This is a genomic window from Aliiroseovarius sp. S1339, from assembly GCF_023195695.1.
GTDB lineage: Bacteria > Pseudomonadota > Alphaproteobacteria > Rhodobacterales > Rhodobacteraceae > Aliiroseovarius.
This window is the reverse complement of the sequence record NZ_JALPQG010000003.1, coordinates 45369-61600: the sequence shown is the minus strand read 5'-3', so window position 1 is coordinate 61600 and position 16232 is coordinate 45369. Positions and strand designations below refer to the sequence as shown.

The following is a 16232-nucleotide window of genomic DNA, read 5'->3' as shown; positions in this document are numbered from 1 at the left end:
CGTCAGAGCTTTTCGAGCGCTTTATCTAGCCAGCCAAGGAACCCCTGCGGCTCGTCCGCGATCACCTCAAGCGGTTGGGTGTTCAGCGTATCCTTGGCGCGCGGTGGCAGGTATTTGTTCACGGGCTTGGTGCCAAGGTCTGGCATCAGGTCGTATCCACCACGATCCGCCACCAGTTTTGAAACATCGCTGTCCGGGTCGCCAAGATCCCCGAAATGCCGCGCGCCAGAGGGACAGGTGCGCACGCAGGCGGGAACGCGATCCTCTTCCGGCAGGTTCTCGTTGTAGATGCGATCGACGCACAGCGTGCATTTCTTCATGATACCGGCATCGCGATCCATCTCGCGCGCGCCATAGGGGCAGGCCCAGGCGCATAGTCCGCAGCCGATGCAGCGATCTTCGTTGACCAGAACGATCCCGTCCTCGGACCTTTTATAGCTAGCCCCGGTCGGGCAGACAGTCACGCAGGGCGCATCGTCACAATGCAGGCAGGATCGCGGCATGTGGACGGTTTGGGCAGGCTGCCCCTCAGCCTGCGCTTCATAGGAAAACACCCGGTTCAAAAAGGTTCCGCCGGGGTCCGCGCCGTAAGGGTCCGTATCCGACAACGGCGCGCCATAGTTTTGTGTGTTCCAGCCCTTGCACGCGGTCACGCAGCCATGGCAACCCACGCAGGTATCCAGATCAATGACCAGCCCAAGTTTCTTGTCGGTCTTTTCAGGAAGTGCCGTCATTAGATCTTCCTTGCAACAACATTTGGGCCCTTGCCAACGGGCGACTTGATCGGTGGGTGCGCTGGCTGGCTTTCCGCTGGTTTAGGGTCTGCTTTGACAATCTTTACGCGCAAATCGAACCACGCGGCCTGTCCGGTTACGGGGTCCGAATTCGCCCATCTTAGCCCGTCGCCTTTCGGTGGCTGAAGTTCATGAATCAGGTGGTTCAGAAGGAAACCCTCGGTCGCTTCCGGCGCGTGGTCATCCAAAGCCCAAGTGCCTTTACGCTTGCCGATGGCATTCCATGTCCAGACCGTCTTTGGGTTTAGCGCCGCGTGATGGGCGACAGGCACTGTGATTGATCCGTGGGCCGAGGTGACGTGCGCATAGTCGCTGTCGGCAAAGCCATGTTCGGCCCAAAGATCGGTGGGCAGATACAAGAAATTCTTGCCGGTGATCTGGCGCAGCCATGCGTTCTGCGAGCCCCATGAATGATACATATGCATCGGGCGCTGGGTCAGGGCGTGGATCGGGAATTCATCCGTATCGACATTGCTGTCCTCAAATGGCGGATACCAGATCGGCAGCGGGTCCATCGTCTTTTGAATACGCGCACGCAGATGTTCGGGCGGCTGGATGTCGCCGTGGCCTTCAGCGGCCAGTTGGAATTTACGCATCGGCTCGACATAAAGATTGAAGACATAGGGCGCTTCAGCGTCGAAAATACCTCGGTCCACCGCCCATTCCTGATAGGCCTTGTTCCACGGTTTATAGAAGCTCGCCTCGGTCGGAATATGATCGACCCAGAATCCGCCATTTTCGATATATCGGTCAATTTGGGCTGGATTAGGCTCTCCTCGCCCCTTTCCCGTGCCATCCTTCCCGCGCCATCCAGCCAGCGGGCCAACTCCCGGACGGCGTTCGTGGTTGACCAAATAGTCGGCGTAGTCCTTAAACTTCGCGGACCCGTCATCCGTGACGAAACCCGGCAAACCAAGCTTTGCCCCTAGCTGGATCAACACGGTTTGGAACCCTCGCACATCGCGGTCGGGTTCAACCACGGGCCAGCGGATCGCATCGGCGGCCCCGTCCGCCTCGCAAATCGGGCGGTCCAGCAGGCTGATGCAATCGTGACGCTCCAGATAGGTCGTGTCAGGCAGGATCAGGTCGGCATACGCTACCATTTCGGAGCTATAGGTATCGGAATAGATGATGTGCGGGATCACGTATTCGCCGTTATCATCCGTGTCGGTCAGCATCCCCATGACCTCGGTCGAGTTCATCGACGAATTCCACGCCATGTTCGCCATATACATGAACAGCGTATCGATCTTGTAGGGGTCGCCAGCATGGGCGTTTGAAATCACCATATGCATCAAGCCATGCGCCGACATCGGGTTTTCCCATGTGAACGCCTTGTCGATGCGTTTGGCGTTTCCGTTGTCGTCCAAAAGCAGATGCTCCGGCCCCATCGGATATCCCAGATGCGGGCCATCCAGTGGTTGGCCGGGCGTGACGCCAGCATGCGGCCTTGGGTGCGCCTCGGGTGGTTTCGGATAGGGCGGTTTGAACCGGAATCCCCCCGGAACTTCGACCGAGCCGAGCAGGATTTGCAGCATATGCAGCGCGCGACAGGTCTGGAACCCGTTTGAATGCGCCGAGATGCCGCGCATAGCGTGGAAGCTGACCGGCCGTCCGATCATCTTGTCGTGCTTCTGCCCTTTCCAGTCTGTCCACGGCTGGTCGAGCACAATTTCTTCCTCGAACGCGACTCGCGCCAGCTCTGCCGCGATTGATCGGATGCGATCTGCCGCTATGCCCGTCCGCTCGGCCACCGCATCGGGGGCATAGTCGCCCGACAGATAGCGTTCGGCGAGAAGCTGGAACACGGGGCGATGCGAGATGCCTGCGTGGCGATAGCTTCCCGCCAGATCAGGCATAACACCGGGCGCGTCGTAATCGGCAAGCTTCCCAGTGTCGCGGCAAAGGACTAGTGGCTTACCAGTCTTACCACGTAAGAAAAGGCCATTTTCAGGCGAGTTAGGCTCTTCATTCACGATAAAACCCGCGTTGGTGTAGCGCGACAGATAGGCCAGATCGACCTTGCCCGCCCGCAGCAATTCGTGGACCAGCGCAAGGATAAACAGCCCGTCTGTCCCCGGCGTGATGCCCACCCAGTCATCCGCAATCGCGTTATATCCCGACCGGATCGGGTTCACGCCGATGATACGCGCGCCACGTTCTTTCAGCTTGCCAAGACCGATCTTGATGGGGTTGCTGTCATGATCTTCGGCCACGCCAAAAAGCATGAACATTTTGGTGCGATCCCAGTCGGGCTGTCCAAACTCCCAAAATGCGCCGCCCATCGTATAGATACCCGCCGCTGCCATATTGACCGAGCAAAAGCCCCCGTGGGCTGCATAGTTGGGCGTGCCGTAAGCTTGTGCGAACCATGACGTGAAGCTTTGGCTTTGATCGCGTCCAGTGAAAAACGCCATCCGTTTGGGGTCGTTTTCCCGCAACGGGCCCAGCCACCCGGCGGCCATGTCCAAGGCCTCGTCCCAACTGATCTCTTCAAACTCGCCCGATCCGCGTGGACCGACCCGTTTCAAAGGCGCGCGCAGCCGTGACGGGGCATAATGCTGCATGATCCCGGCGGATCCTTTGCCACAGAGCACGCCCTTGTTCACAGGATGATCGCGGTTGCCTTCGATATAGGCCACCTGTCCGTCCTTCATATGCACGTTGATCCCGCAACGGCAGGCACACATATAACAAGTCGTCTTGCGCACCTCGTCCGAAACCGGCGGCGACGTATCAATCTGGATGCTTTCCGGTTTGGTCATATACCTGATGGCCCTGTCGCGAGGTCTTTTCTTCGAAGACAAATCATTGTGAAGAAACGGGATGTTCGCCGCTTTCTAAACTGGTTCCAAGAGCCAAACAGCCAGCCCCCCTTATCGGTAGGTCCAGATGACGATGGGTTTAGGGCCAGAACGCTTCGCGACATTGCGCGACGTCAGCGCTCTGGCCCTGTTGATGGCGGTGTCATATAGCTGTTACCCGGCGGGTTTATCCCGCGAAGGCTGATTATTTGCCAACCGCACAAGGGGCCCCACCATGACACGCATCGCAATCAACGGGCTTGGACGCATGGGAAAGCTGGTGCTGCGTGAGCAGATTGACAATGGCGCACCGGGCGAGGTCGTGCTGCTGAATGACCCGGTTGGCGACGCCGAGCAACACGCGCATTTGCTGGAATGGGACACGGTCCATGGCCGTTGGGATGCCACATTCGACGCGGATCACGACAGCGTCTCGGTCAACGGGCAGAAGATGAGGATGACGGGCGGATGGTCAATTAAGGACCTGCCGCTGCAAAAACTTGGCGTTGATTTGGTGATCGACTGCACCGGCGCGTTCAAAACGAATGAGAAGTTGGCCCCTTATTACGCGGCCGGTGTGAAGAAGGTTGTTGTGTCAGCGCCGGTAAAGGAGTCGAACGCGCTGAACATCGTTTATGGCGTGAATCACGACCTGTATGACGACCATGATCTGGTAACGGCGGCGTCCTGCACCACCAACTGTCTGGCGCCGATCGTTAAGGTGGTCCACGAACATCTTGGTATCAAGCATGGGTCGATCACGACCATTCACGACGTGACGAACACACAAACCATTGTGGATCGCCCGGCCAAAGATCTGCGTCGCGCCCGCTCGGCGCTGAATTCGCTGATCCCAACGACCACTGGATCGGCCAAAGCCATCACCCAGATTTTTCCCGAACTGACGGGTCGTCTGAATGGCCACGCCGTACGCGTCCCGCTGCTGAATGCATCGCTGACCGATTGCGTGTTCGAGCTTGAGCGCGAAACCACAGTGGAGGAGGTCAACGGCCTGTTCAAAGCAGCCTCTAAAGGCGGTTTGAAAGATATTCTGGGATACGAAGAACGGCCTTTGGTGTCAGCCGATTACACCAATGATCCGCGCAGCGCGATCATTGATGCTTTGTCGACGATGGTGGTCAACGGCACGCAGCTTAAAGTCTATGCATGGTATGACAACGAATGGGGTTATGCCTGCCGCCTTGCAGACGTGGCCCGTCTGGTCGGGGCGTCAATGTGACGACAAGCAAGACGGATCGGCCCGGCGGCCTTAACGCATATATCGCCGTCACCGCAGCCTATTGGGCGTTTATGCTGACCGATGGTGCGTTGCGCATGTTGGTTCTGCTGCATTTTCATTCGCTTGGTTTTTCGCCGTTTACGCTGGCATGGCTGTTCCTGCTTTACGAGTTTATGGGGATCGTCACCAACCTGTCCGCAGGCTGGATTGCGGCCCGGTTTGGCTTGGCGTCAACGCTATATGCGGGTCTAACCTTGCAAGTTATGGCCCTTTTTGCGCTGTCGCAGCTGTCACCTATCTGGGCGATGGGGGTATCAGTGGCCTATGTCATGGCGGTGCAGGGACTGTCAGGTGTGGCAAAAGACTTGGCAAAGATGTCGGCAAAAAGTGCGGTTAAACTGCTGGCACCAACGGGGCAAGGCGGGCTGTTCAAATGGGTTGCTGTGCTGACTGGTTCCAAGAACGCCGTGAAAGGTCTGGGATTTCTGCTGGGCGCCGGATTGTTGGGTCTGATCGGGTTCGCGCCTTCGTTGATTGCGATGGCGGTTCTTCTTTTGGTAATCCTGATTGCCTTGATCAGATTCATGCCGACAGGTCTGCCAGCGGGGTCCAAGTCCGCAAAATTCTCGCAAGTCTTGTCGAAAGACGGGCGTATCAATCGGCTGTCACTTGCCCGAATGTTCCTGTTTGGCGCGCGGGATGTTTGGTTCGTGGTTGGCATCCCCGTTTATTTTTATGGTGTGCTTTCTGACAGTGCCGCGATCAGTGAGCGGGCGGCGTTTTTCTTCGTCGGCTCCTTCATGGCGATATGGATCATCGCCTATGGCGCGGTTCAAGCTTGGGCGCCACGCTTGTTGAACGCCCGAATGCGGTCCGAGGCCGACATGGTGCATAAAGCGGTGGTTTGGGCGGGAATCTTGACGTTGGTAATCGCGACGCTGGCGATCCTTTCGCTGTTTCCCGGCCCGCTGTTGGCCCCGCTATTGGTTGCCGGTTTGCTGGTCTTCGGATTTGTTTTTGCCGTCAACAGCTCGCTTCATTCCTACCTGATCTTGGCGTTCAGCAAGGCCGAGCGTGTGACGATGGATGTTGGGTTTTACTACATGTCGAACGCCGCCGGACGCCTGTTGGGGACGCTTTTGTCCGGGTTCAGCTATCAACAAGGCGGGCTGGCCCTGTGTTTGGCCACTGCGGCCGCAATGGCAACCGCAAGCTGGCTGTCGATGGGACGCCTTGCGAAAGCGAACTGTGCATCTTAGCCTTCCCACCATGGATTACGACACACTGATCGACGCCGAAACCTGGGCCTTCATCCACGAGACCGAGGGCTATTACCCCCCCGACACGATCTCGGCAGGTATTGCCGCGCAGCGGGCCACCTATGACCGCATGTGCAGGGCGTTTTTCACAGGCTATCCAGACGGCGTTTCAGCGCAGGACGATCGCGCAGGATCAGTGCCAATCCGCATTTACGAATGTGGGGCACATGATGTCACGGTGATCTATTTCCACGGCGGCGGTTTCGTCGTTGGCGGATTGGACAGCCATGATGATGTCTGCGCCGAGCTTTGCGCCCGATCCGTTGTCAGGGTGGTCAGTGTCGACTATCGCCTAAGCCCAGAGAGCACGCACCCGGCGGCGTTTGATGATGCGTTGGGTGCCGCGCAATATGTGGCTCTAACGTGGCCCGGAACGCATATTCTGGCGGGTGACAGCGCGGGTGGAAACCTTGCCGCTGCGGTTGCGCATGCCAGCCGAGGGGCCATGAGTTTCGCGGGCCTATTGCTGATTTATCCGGGGCTTGGCGGCGACATGACGCGCGGATCATATCGTGATCATGCACACGCGCCGATGCTGACTTTGGATGATCTGAAGGCGTATGAGCAGATACGTTTTGACGGTTCAGCTCCCGAAAACGACCCGACCGCCGCACCACTGACAGACAGCGATTTCTCGAACCTGCCGTCGACCGTGATCATCACCGCCGAATGCGATCCGCTGGCGGATGATGGGCGCGATTATCGCGACGCCATACACGCGGCAGGCGGCAAGGCGGTCTGGGTCAACGAGGCTGGATTGGTGCATGGATACTTGCGCGCACGCCATAAAGTCCAACGCGCGCGTGCCAGCTTTGATCGTATCGTGGCCGCAACAAAGATGCTCGCTGCGGGCGAATGGCACGACTGACCCTTTCCACGCTCTACAACTTGTCATAATCTGACCGCATAATAATGCGAGCGGCCAACGCATCGCGGAATGAGGAAGTGCAGTAAAAATGCCGCCTATCGGAATATCACTGTTCCGGGGCCTGCAAAACATGCAGGGCACCGCCGGGCTGGAACGTCGTTTGCGACGCGGTGTTGATGATGGCACCGAACACCCCACGCGCGGAAATGAGAGATTGGGCCGGGGTCTGGCCAAACGGCCTGCGGGACAACTGGCTTGGATACATTTGCAAAGATTGGATGGATTAGAAAAAGTCCTGGGGCTCGTTCAGCATTTTCAGGCTGATCATGAGGATTTGAATATCCTGATTACGACCACCCATTTTGACGGAACCCCACCGCAAGGCCCGAACTTCATCCACCAATATGCGCCCTATTCCGCACCGGCACCGGTCACGGCATTTCTGGACCATTGGCGCCCGGATGTGTTGCTTTGGATGGATGGCAAGCTGGACGTCACCCTTCTTCCGGCTGTGTTTGAACGCAACATTCCCGCCCATTGGGTCAACGCACATGTCCCGAAAGAAGCACAAAGCCAGTGGCGTTGGTTGCCCGGTTCGATCAAATCTATCCTAAAAGGATTCGATACTATTCTTGCCGAAAGTGACGACGCGGCGCGTGAATTGCGCAAGTTTGGTGCGGTTGCAAATCGGGTCGTGGCCTCTGGTCCGTTGCAAATTCAGGTGATGCCGCCTAGCTGCAACATGACGGAACGCGACGCAATTGCCGCAAAGCTGGCCGCGCGTCCGGTATGGCTTGCCTCGGGTGTGTGCGAGATCGAAGAGCAAACGCTTTTGGCCTGTCACAAGCAATTGGTGCGCAAGTCGCATCGGCTATTGCTGATCATCGAGCCGCGCGAGGTCGATCGCGGCCCCGAACTGGCAGTCGAGCTAGAGGCGGAAGGTTGGGCTGTCGCCTGCCGGTCACGCGATGAAGACCCGACTGCCGATGTTCAGGTCTTCATCGCCGATCAAGAAGGCGAATCAGGTTTGTGGATGCATCTGGCCCCAATCACCTATGCGGGCGGAAGCTTGGGGGTCGGGACAGAATTGAACCCGTTTGAACCAGCGGCGCTTGGATCAGTCGTGCTGTTCGGCCCAAAGGTGAACGGGTTTCACGAATCCTATCGACGGCTTGAAAGCTCGGGCGCGGCCAGCAAAATCACAGATGAACAAAGCCTGACAAAGGCGGTCGAGCGCTTGTTGTCGCCAGAAGAGGCTGCCAATATGGCAATGGCTGCCTGGGATGTTTCCACCAGCGGGGCCGAGGTCAGTGACCTGCTGCGCGAGAAATTATCCGATGCACTGTCGAGTGACCAACCTTAAGGTGGTGGAATGAGAACACCCCGGTTTTGGTACACGCCACCCGAGCGTCCCAATTGGCGCGCCCGCCTTTTAGCGCCCTTGGGGTGGTTTTATGGGGCTGGCACCAGACGGCGCGTGGCCAAGACTGATGGGTATCGTGCCCAAGTGCCGGTGATCTGTGTTGGCAACATCAACGCGGGCGGCACTGGCAAGACCCCGACTACAATCGCGCTGGCCCAACACCTGCTTGCCCGCGGGTATGATGTGCATATCGTATCGCGCGGCCACAAAGGGACGTTGGACGGCCCTTTGATGGTCGATGAGCGGACGCACAAAGCGGGCGAAGTCGGCGACGAACCCTTGTTGATGGCCGCATTCACCTATGTATGGATCGCACGCGACCGGGCCGAAGGCGTGAAAGCCGCCGAGGCCGCCGGCGCAGATGTAATCATAATGGACGATGGCTTTCAAAACCCCGCCGTGCACAAAACCTTGTCGATTGTTGTGGTCGATGCGGTCAAAGGGTTCGGCAATGCGCGATGCATTCCGGCTGGACCGCTGCGCGAACCAGTCTCTTCTGGCCTGCGTCGGGCTGATTTGCTGCTGTCCATCGGCCCCGATGCAGCGCAGGCGCGGTTTGCGCAGGACTGGACGGGGGCGATTCCGTGTCCGCACATAACCGGACGGCTAGAGCCGCTTCAAACCGGGATGGACTGGCAGGGCATGAACGTTCTGGCGTTTGCGGGGATTGGCCTGCCTGAAAAATTCTTTGCGACCGTGAAAAGCTTGGGCGTGAATCTTTTGCGCGCCGAGGCTTTGGCTGACCATCAACCGCTGACTGACGCGCTGATGAAACGGTTGCAGATCGAAGCGAACGCGCTGGGCGCGCAGCTTGTCACCACCGAGAAAGACGCCGTGCGCCTGCCTGACGCATTCAAGCGACAGGTCTTGACCGTTCCAGTGCGGCTGGAGCTGCGGGACTGGTCACTTATGGATGCTGAATTGGCGCGTATTGGGCTGGGTTAGAGCCTGATATTAAGCTCTAACCCAACACTCTAGCTGCCCAGCTTTTCGTCGATCAGCTTGGCGAAATCGTCATAGGACATGTTCGAATAAGTCTCGCCATCAATCACGAAAGACGGGGTGGCGTTGATCTCGTCCGCCGTGGCGTTTTGTTGATAAGCGGCGACCATGCTTTGGGCTTTCCCCTCGTCCTGCAAGCAGGTGTCCATCTGGCCATCCGTCATGCCAGCGGTGCGGCCGATCTTGCGCAGGTTGTCCAGAATCGTCGAAGGGTCGCCGTCGCCAATCCACTCTTTCTGACCGTCATAGATCATGCCCGTCAGACCGAAATAACGCTCATCACCGCCACAACGGGCGATCATGCCAGCCCACAGGCCGAAGCGATCAAAGTAAACCTCACGATGGATGTACTTAACCTTGCCTGTGTCGACGTAGTTCTTTTTCAGGTCTTTAAAGACCGTGCTGTGGAAGTTCGCACAGTGCGGGCAGGTGAACGAGGCATATTCAATGATCGTCAAAGGCGCGTTTTCGTCGCCCATGACCATGTCGGGCGCAAGCTCAACATCGGTGCCGGCGTCTTGTGCTTCCGCGACCGAAATGCCGGGAACGGTACCGTTGTTCTGGCTCATGTAATAAGCCCCGCCGCCGATCAAAAGCACAGCAGCAAGCAGGATGGGAAGGATACGGGTCATGATATGTCTCAGCCTCTATCGTTTTTGTTTCATCAGCACGTTCTGTGCCAGTTTCTCTAGCGCGTCGCGCAGACCTGCGTCGGTCACGTTTGCTGTGACTTCGGCGGCGCGGGCGCAGGTTGTTTCGTCGGCAACGGGTCTGCGTTTCGGTGCCGGGGTGAATTGTGCCTGACCTTCAGCAAAGCCAGTCGGGGCGGTTTGGGTGATCCTTACGCGTGCAATTGCGTTATATCCATAGACGGCGTTGACCTTTTCGCGCAACTGATCCTTCTGCATATCAAGCATTGGCGCCTGTGCGCCGGTGGTCAGCACGGTCAAGGTCGCCCCCATTCCGCCGCGGCCGTAAGATATTTCAACCGGCTTGGCGATGGCGGCGGTGGCGTCGCCCACAATCTCGGCCCAATGGGTCAGCACGCGGGTCACGGCAAAGCCGCGCGCCTCGCCCGTCTTGCGGATGCGCGTCGTCAAAAGGCTTGATGTCCTTTCAAAGCCCTTCTTGCGGCGCTGGAATTTTTTTGCAGGCTGACTCACGTCTGGCACATCCCGGTTTTGCCCCTATTCTATGCGGTTGAGGATGCTATGCCAGTGCAAAGCTGCGATAGGAGATAACACTTGTGTGACGCGCCAAAACCCGCCGATCTGTTGGCATGGTACGACCGGCATGCCCGCGACCTTCCGTGGCGCGTCAGCCCGGCGGACCGCGCTGTTGGTGTGGTGCCTGATCCTTACGCCGTGTGGTTGTCCGAGATCATGCTGCAACAAACAACCGTTGCTGCCGTTAGGGACTATTTCACCAGATTTATGGGTCTTTGGCCCACCGTCGACGCGCTGGCAGCCGCAGATGATGACCGTGTCATGGGCGAATGGGCTGGGCTGGGGTATTATGCGCGGGCGCGTAATTTGCTGAAATGTGCACGGGCGGTCACCGAGTTGGACGGCTTTCCCAAGACCCGCGCGGAGTTGGAAGACCTTCCGGGCATCGGCCCCTACACGTCGGCCGCAATTGCCGCGATTGCCTATGACTTGCCGGAAACAGTGGTCGACGGAAATGTCGAACGCGTGATGGCGCGGGTGTTTCAAATCGAAACACCGCTGCCGGATGCCAAGCCCGAATTGAAGCGCGTCGCGGCCACGCTAACGCCAGATACGCGACCCGGTGATTACGCACAGGCAGTGATGGATTTGGGAGCAACAATCTGCACGCCAAAGAGCCCCGCTTGCGGTATTTGCCCATGGAATAGGGACTGTTTGGCGCGAACTTCTGGCATTCAAGCGACGCTGCCTGCGCGCAAACCCAAGACCCCCAAACCGACCCGCTATGGCATCGCCTATCTTGCGCGCCGCGAAGATGGGATGTGGTTGGCCGAACGGCGGCCCGATTCTGGCCTGCTTGGCGGTATGCTGGGCTGGCCGGGCGCTGGATGGGGTGACGTCGCGACAGATGCGCCGCCCGTCACGGCAGACTGGCGCGATCCGGGGGTTGAGGTGCGCCACACCTTCACACATTTTCACCTGAAGCTGTCCGTGCGGGTTGCGTCAGTGCCCACCGATGCAATTCCACACACCGGCGTTTTTCAGAAAATCCGCCCCTCGGACCTGCCGACGGTCATGCGCAAAGCCTTTGACGTGGCGAGAGGTGCGTTGCCGGATTGAGCCGCCCAGCCACCACGGCTATACCTCTGAACGGGGGCAGAAAAGGACGTTACCATGGTTCCAGCATCTACGGTTGCCCGGTTCAGAAACGCAGCACCCTTCGGCGTGTCGATCCTGCTGCCCATATTGGTCTGCATCGCTGCCGCGAAGGGCGGTTGGTATGTGTTGTTGCCGCCTATGGGAACCTGGTGGCTTTATACGATGCTTGATGCGGCCATGGGGCGCTACACTGAAAACGCGGACCCGGAGACGCCGGAACAGGATCTGTTCTGGTATCGGCTGATCACCCTGATCTGGTTCCCAATTCAATTCGTGATGATCTATGGGATGATCTGGTATGTGGTCGGCGCGAATCACCTGTTGCTGGTTGAAAAGTTTTTGGTGTTCTTTGGGGTCGGTATCCTGTCGGGCACGATCGGGATTGTGTATGCGCACGAGCTGATGCACCAATCCAGCCGGCTCGAACGATGGTTGGGCGATCTGTTGCTGGCCACGGTTCTGTATAGCCATTTCCGAACCGAGCATCTTTTGGTCCACCACCCCTATGTCGGCACCACCCGCGATGCGGTCACAGCCAAGTATAACGAAGGGTTTCACCACTATTTCCTGCGCGTTCTGCGTGAAACACCAACCTCCGCTTGGCGTGCCGAAAAAGCGATGTTGGCGCGGCGTGGTCTGGCTGCTTTGGATGGAGCAAACCCGTTCTGGCGATATGGCGCGCTGCAGCTTCTGGCGGTTATCCTTGCGGTGTTGATTGGCGGCTGGCTTGGGCTGGCGCTGTTTTTGTATCAGGCATTCGTTGCGATCTGGCAGTTGGAGCTGACAAACTACGTCGAACATTACGGCCTGACGCGCAAACACCTTGGCGAAGGGAAATACGAACATGTGATGCCGCATCACAGCTGGAATGCGGACCATAAAGCCACAAACTGGTTGTTGATCAACCTGCAACGCCATTCAGATCACCACTATAAACCGGCGCGACGGTTTCCCTTGTTGCAAACCTATCCTGACCACGAGGCGCCGCAACTGCCATATGGCTATTCGGTGATGACGATGGCCGCGCTGGTCCCACCTATTTGGCGGCGGATGATGAACCCGCGTGTGCGTGCGTGGCGCAAGCTGCATTATCCTGAAATCACGGATTGGACCGCGTACAAGGCCGGTACCCTCCCACCGCCGGGCGGCGCTAGGGGAAGGTAACGGGTGCGTCGCCTTCCTGCCACGGCGCGTGTTTCTGCATGATGCTTGCCAGCCGGTTGCTGGCCAAAAACGTCTCTAACCATGCGGACACGTGCGAGCTTGCTTCGTTATCAAACCGCGCCTTGTCGATCATCGCGAACTGACGCACGAAGGGCAGGATTGCCAGATCGGCCAGCGTTGGGCGTTCGCCGAACAGCCAACCGCCGCTCAGTTGCCTTTCCAGCCCGACTAGGATGCCCATCGCATCAGCGCGCGTGGTGTCAGGGTTGCTGTCGGGGTGGCGCACGGCGTATTTCGTCAAATCCAGCGCGTCTTTGAACGGGCCGTCGAACGTCTCGACCAAGGCGAGCCCCGCGTCGGGCATGTCGCACAAGCCCTCCGGGTCATTCTGCGCCAAGGCCCAGCGCATGATGTCGAAGCTTTCGCCCAGAACGCCGCCCGCTGTCACAAGACAGGGAGCCGTGGCCGAAGGCGAGGCATCCAGAAACGCCTGCGGCTTGTCGCGCAACAAAATCTCGCGCAGCTCGACAGATACGCCACTGCTGGCAATAGCAAGGCGCGCGCGGATGGCATAAGGGCAACGCCGGAAGGAATAGAGGATCGAAAGCATAGTCTATTCCTGCACGATCCGGCCTTGATTTCGCAAGTGATGATCCCATACGCAGATCAAAAAAAACCCCACCCTTTGCAGGGCGGGGTCAGTTAAAGTGCCATGGAACAGACCACAGGCACCGGCGGTACACCGTGTTGCGGGCGCATGTGTCTGCGCCCCGCAGAATGTCTTGGGTTAATTCATTTCCGCGCGAATTTGCTGGCGCAGCAGATCAATCGGAACTTTCTTGCCGTCCTGCTTGAAGTACCAATAGGTCCAACCATTGCAGCTGGGCGCGCTTTCCAACGCGGCGCCAACCTGGTGAATCGACCCCCGCGCTTCGCCCGAAATCAGCGTGCCATCAGCACGCACCTTGGCGGTTTGGCCGCGCGGGCTGGTCAGAACTTCGCCGGGACGCAACATGCCGCGTTCGACCAATTGGCCGAAGGGAACGCGCGGCTCGGCACGTTTGGAGGGGGTGGTGATCAAAGCTTCTTTGTCGAACTTACGCACCTTCGAGATGCGTTTCTCCGCGACCTTGCGATAGGCTTCTTCCCGCTCGATCCCGATGAAGTCGCGACCCAGCATCTTGGCGACAGCACCCGTCGTGCCGGTGCCGAAAAACGGATCAAGGATCACGTCGCCGGGGTTTGTCGAGCCGACCAATATGCGGTGCAGCAGGCTTTCCGGTTTTTGTGTCGGGTGCGCCTTGTCGCCGTTTTCGTCTTTCAGACGTTCGTGGCCCGTGCAGATGGGCAAAACCCAGTCCGACCGCATTTGAATGCCTTCGTTCAACGCCTTCAGGGCTTCATAGTTGAACGTGTATTTTGCGCCCTCAGATTTCGAGGCCCAGATCATCGTTTCATGCGCATTGGTAAAGCGCTTGCCACGGAAATTGGGCATCGGGTTCGATTTGCGCCACACGACGTCGTTCAAAATCCAATAGCCTTGGTTCTGAAGCTCGGTGCCCATGCGGAATACGTTGTGATATGAGCCAATGACCCAGATCGCGCCGTCAGGCTTCAGGATACGGCGGGCGGCCTTTAGCCATGCGCTGGTGAACTGGTCATAGGCTTTGAAGCTGTCGAACTGGTCCCAATGATCGTCAACCGCGTCGACCTTGGAATTGTCGGGGCGGTGCAAATCGCCCTTTAGCTGCAGGTTATAGGGCGGATCGGCGAAAATCAGATCGACCGAGTTTTCCGGCAGACTGTTCATCACATCGATGCAGTCCCCGTCAAGAATCTGGTTTAGCGGCAAGTCTACAGCCGCTTTTGTTGTGGTTTTCGTTGTCATTTCTGCCTCATGTACCCGGCGCATTTTACGCTCTTCGGTGGCGCATTGTTGCGCTCGTTTTGATGAGGTCAGCATGAGTCAAAGGCGATTCGCCGTCAAATTCTTTTTTGAATCAGCGACTTACACTTTTTTATTGATACAAGATGTTGTGCACCGGCTTGAACGAACGTCTATGGTGTGGGGTGACACCAAGATTTTGAAGCGCCAACCTGTGGCTTTTTGATGGGTAACCTGCGTTCGTCTCCCAGCCATAGCCGGGAAACTGTTGCGCCAAATCCACCATGATCCGGTCGCGGGTGATTTTAGCGACGATAGAGGCGGCAGAAATCGACACAGATCTCGCATCGCCTTTGACAATCGTCTCGGACGAAATGGTCAGACCGCGTGGCGTCATGTTTCCGTCGATCAACAGGTGGTCGGGTGGCGTGGCCAACCCCGCAACCGCACGCTCCATCGCCAGATGGCTGGCGCGCAGGATGTTCAGCTTGTCGATTTCGTCCACCGTAGCGTGGGCAATCGACACATCAGCGCAAGCCAGAATGATATCATGCAGGGCTTCTCGTTTCTTGGTACTCAAAGCTTTAGAATCGTTCAGCCCGTCTGGAATCTTATCCGCGTTCAAAACGACCGCCGCCGCCGTCACTGGCCCCGCGAGCGGCCCGCGCCCTACCTCGTCCACACCAGCGACGCGCAGAAAGCCGCGATGATGCGCGGCGATCTCAAAGCTGTAATCAGGAATGGGTTTGATCATCCCTTTGCGTCGCCCATTGTGCCGGCGCCCGCAAGTAAAAAAGGCGGGAGCCGAAGCTCCCGCAAGTTTCACGGTGTGAGGGGTTAAGGGACGCCACACCGCTGCTCGATGTTGGGTTAATAGATCGTTTTGGTGCGATAACCGCGATTGTTCAGGCATCCGCTGCGATACACTTTTCGAGTGACGTAGGTGCCGTTCTTGTCGCGCACCACGATCCTGTCTTTGCAAGCGCGCGGAAGGTCAGACGCATACGAGAAATTGCGCTTCAAGCAACGGGGCGCAAAAAACCTCTGCTTGCCTTGCTGTGTCCGATAGTTGCGCAGGCAATGTGCAGGCAGTTGCAGATGATCAGGCACACGGCGAACTTTGGGGCCGCGCCGGTCGGGGCGCTTTGGACGACGGGGATGCGGATGCACCACTTTTTCGTCGCGATCATTGTTGTTGGACAAAATTGCACCGACGGCGGCCAAACCAAGCAATATACCAATCACTGTTGTGATGTCCTGATTGTCGGAGTTGGAGTTGTTGCTGCCCGCAGAAACAGGCGCGACCGATAAGGCCAGCGCAAGCGTTGCGCTAAGCGCGAATTTCAGAGGCGAGGTTATTTGGCGGCGTTTCATCTGGTGTCCTTTCGGCAATGCATCCCGAAGGACGC

At 57.9% G+C, this 16232-nt stretch carries 15 protein-coding genes; 7 read left to right on the top strand and 8 right to left on the bottom strand.

Translation table 11 applies throughout. The features are described from left to right. Positions 1 to 2 precede the first annotated feature (2 nt). A complete protein-coding gene (locus MUY35_RS05110; RefSeq protein ID WP_248364427.1) occupies positions 3 to 734 on the bottom strand; it encodes a 4Fe-4S dicluster domain-containing protein in 732 nt (243 codons plus the stop codon). Continuing rightward, complete coding sequence (locus tag MUY35_RS05105; RefSeq protein ID WP_248364425.1) at positions 734 to 3559, bottom strand: molybdopterin oxidoreductase family protein; 2826 nt, start codon at positions 3557 to 3559, stop codon at positions 734 to 736. Before MUY35_RS05105 ends, MUY35_RS05110 begins: the two co-directional genes overlap by 1 nt. A gap of 274 nt (positions 3560 to 3833) precedes the next feature. On the opposite strand from MUY35_RS05105, the gene MUY35_RS05100 reads away from it, so the two are divergent. The 5 genes from MUY35_RS05100 to lpxK all read left to right on the top strand — a co-directional run bounded on the left by MUY35_RS05100 (position 3834) and on the right by lpxK (position 9393). After that, positions 3834 to 4838: an ArsJ-associated glyceraldehyde-3-phosphate dehydrogenase gene (locus MUY35_RS05100; protein ID WP_248364423.1), complete on the top strand. Its 1005-nt coding sequence runs from the start codon at positions 3834 to 3836 to the stop codon at positions 4836 to 4838. Continuing rightward, positions 4835 to 6097, top strand: coding sequence for an organoarsenical effux MFS transporter ArsJ (arsJ, locus tag MUY35_RS05095; RefSeq protein WP_348984500.1), 1263 nt, complete (start codon positions 4835 to 4837; stop codon positions 6095 to 6097). Before MUY35_RS05100 ends, arsJ begins: the two co-directional genes overlap by 4 nt. Before the next feature lie 10 nt (positions 6098 to 6107). Next, on the top strand, positions 6108 to 7025 hold the full coding sequence (locus MUY35_RS05090) for an alpha/beta hydrolase (protein ID WP_248364421.1): 918 nt from the start codon (positions 6108 to 6110) through the stop codon (positions 7023 to 7025). An 88-nt stretch (positions 7026 to 7113) separates the two neighbouring features. After that, a complete protein-coding gene (locus MUY35_RS05085; RefSeq protein WP_248364419.1) occupies positions 7114 to 8388 on the top strand; it encodes a glycosyltransferase N-terminal domain-containing protein in 1275 nt (424 codons plus the stop codon). A 9-nt stretch (positions 8389 to 8397) separates the two neighbouring features. Further along, a complete protein-coding gene (gene lpxK, locus MUY35_RS05080) occupies positions 8398 to 9393 on the top strand; it encodes a tetraacyldisaccharide 4'-kinase (protein ID WP_248364417.1) in 996 nt (331 codons plus the stop codon). Between the two features lie 29 nt (positions 9394 to 9422). Here the strand turns inward: lpxK and MUY35_RS05075 are convergent, their stop codons facing one another. Continuing rightward, positions 9423 to 10082 (bottom strand): DsbA family protein, encoded by a 660-nt coding sequence (locus MUY35_RS05075; RefSeq protein ID WP_248364415.1) that lies wholly within the window; start codon positions 10080 to 10082, stop codon positions 9423 to 9425. 15 nt (positions 10083 to 10097) lie between these two features. Next, a complete protein-coding gene (locus MUY35_RS05070) occupies positions 10098 to 10550 on the bottom strand; it encodes a DciA family protein (RefSeq protein ID WP_248364412.1) in 453 nt (150 codons plus the stop codon). 144 nt (positions 10551 to 10694) lie between these two features. On the opposite strand from MUY35_RS05070, the gene MUY35_RS05065 reads away from it, so the two are divergent. Beyond that, positions 10695 to 11735: an A/G-specific adenine glycosylase gene (locus tag MUY35_RS05065; protein WP_248364409.1), complete on the top strand. Its 1041-nt coding sequence runs from the start codon at positions 10695 to 10697 to the stop codon at positions 11733 to 11735. A 54-nt stretch (positions 11736 to 11789) separates the two neighbouring features. Further along, positions 11790 to 12938, top strand: a complete 1149-nt coding sequence (locus MUY35_RS05060) for an alkane 1-monooxygenase (protein WP_248364407.1) — start codon at positions 11790 to 11792, stop codon at positions 12936 to 12938. Here MUY35_RS05060 and MUY35_RS05055 read toward each other — a convergent pair. The 4 genes from MUY35_RS05055 to MUY35_RS05040 all read right to left on the bottom strand — a co-directional run bounded on the left by MUY35_RS05055 (position 12925) and on the right by MUY35_RS05040 (position 16197). Beyond that, positions 12925 to 13548, bottom strand: coding sequence for a glutathione S-transferase (locus MUY35_RS05055; RefSeq protein ID WP_248364405.1), 624 nt, complete (start codon positions 13546 to 13548; stop codon positions 12925 to 12927). The genes MUY35_RS05060 and MUY35_RS05055 overlap by 14 nt on opposite strands. A 177-nt stretch (positions 13549 to 13725) precedes the next feature. Beyond that, positions 13726 to 14826, bottom strand: coding sequence for a site-specific DNA-methyltransferase (locus tag MUY35_RS05050; protein ID WP_248364402.1), 1101 nt, complete (start codon positions 14824 to 14826; stop codon positions 13726 to 13728). Between the two features lie 130 nt (positions 14827 to 14956). Then, complete coding sequence (locus MUY35_RS05045) at positions 14957 to 15577, bottom strand: ribonuclease HII (protein WP_248364400.1); 621 nt, start codon at positions 15575 to 15577, stop codon at positions 14957 to 14959. Positions 15578 to 15693: 116 nt separating this feature from the next. After that, entirely contained in the window at positions 15694 to 16197 is a 504-nt protein-coding gene (locus MUY35_RS05040; RefSeq protein ID WP_248364399.1) for a hypothetical protein, read from the bottom strand. Positions 16198 to 16232 lie beyond the last annotated feature (35 nt).

Coding starts and splice junctions, on each gene's coding strand:
- MUY35_RS05110 (WP_248364427.1), bottom strand. CDS start 734: ATGACGGCACTTCCTGAAAAGACCGACAAGAAACTTGGGCTGGTCATT.
- MUY35_RS05105 (WP_248364425.1), bottom strand. CDS start 3,559: ATGACCAAACCGGAAAGCATCCAGATTGATACGTCGCCGCCGGTTTCG.
- MUY35_RS05100 (WP_248364423.1), top strand. CDS start 3,834: ATGACACGCATCGCAATCAACGGGCTTGGACGCATGGGAAAGCTGGTG.
- MUY35_RS05090 (WP_248364421.1), top strand. CDS start 6,108: ATGGATTACGACACACTGATCGACGCCGAAACCTGGGCCTTCATCCAC.
- MUY35_RS05085 (WP_248364419.1), top strand. CDS start 7,114: ATGCCGCCTATCGGAATATCACTGTTCCGGGGCCTGCAAAACATGCAG.
- lpxK (WP_248364417.1), top strand. CDS start 8,398: ATGAGAACACCCCGGTTTTGGTACACGCCACCCGAGCGTCCCAATTGG.
- MUY35_RS05075 (WP_248364415.1), bottom strand. CDS start 10,082: ATGACCCGTATCCTTCCCATCCTGCTTGCTGCTGTGCTTTTGATCGGC.
- MUY35_RS05060 (WP_248364407.1), top strand. CDS start 11,790: ATGGTTCCAGCATCTACGGTTGCCCGGTTCAGAAACGCAGCACCCTTC.
- MUY35_RS05055 (WP_248364405.1), bottom strand. CDS start 13,548: ATGCTTTCGATCCTCTATTCCTTCCGGCGTTGCCCTTATGCCATCCGC.
- MUY35_RS05050 (WP_248364402.1), bottom strand. CDS start 14,826: ATGACAACGAAAACCACAACAAAAGCGGCTGTAGACTTGCCGCTAAAC.
- MUY35_RS05045 (WP_248364400.1), bottom strand. CDS start 15,577: ATGATCAAACCCATTCCTGATTACAGCTTTGAGATCGCCGCGCATCAT.
- MUY35_RS05040 (WP_248364399.1), bottom strand. CDS start 16,197: ATGAAACGCCGCCAAATAACCTCGCCTCTGAAATTCGCGCTTAGCGCA.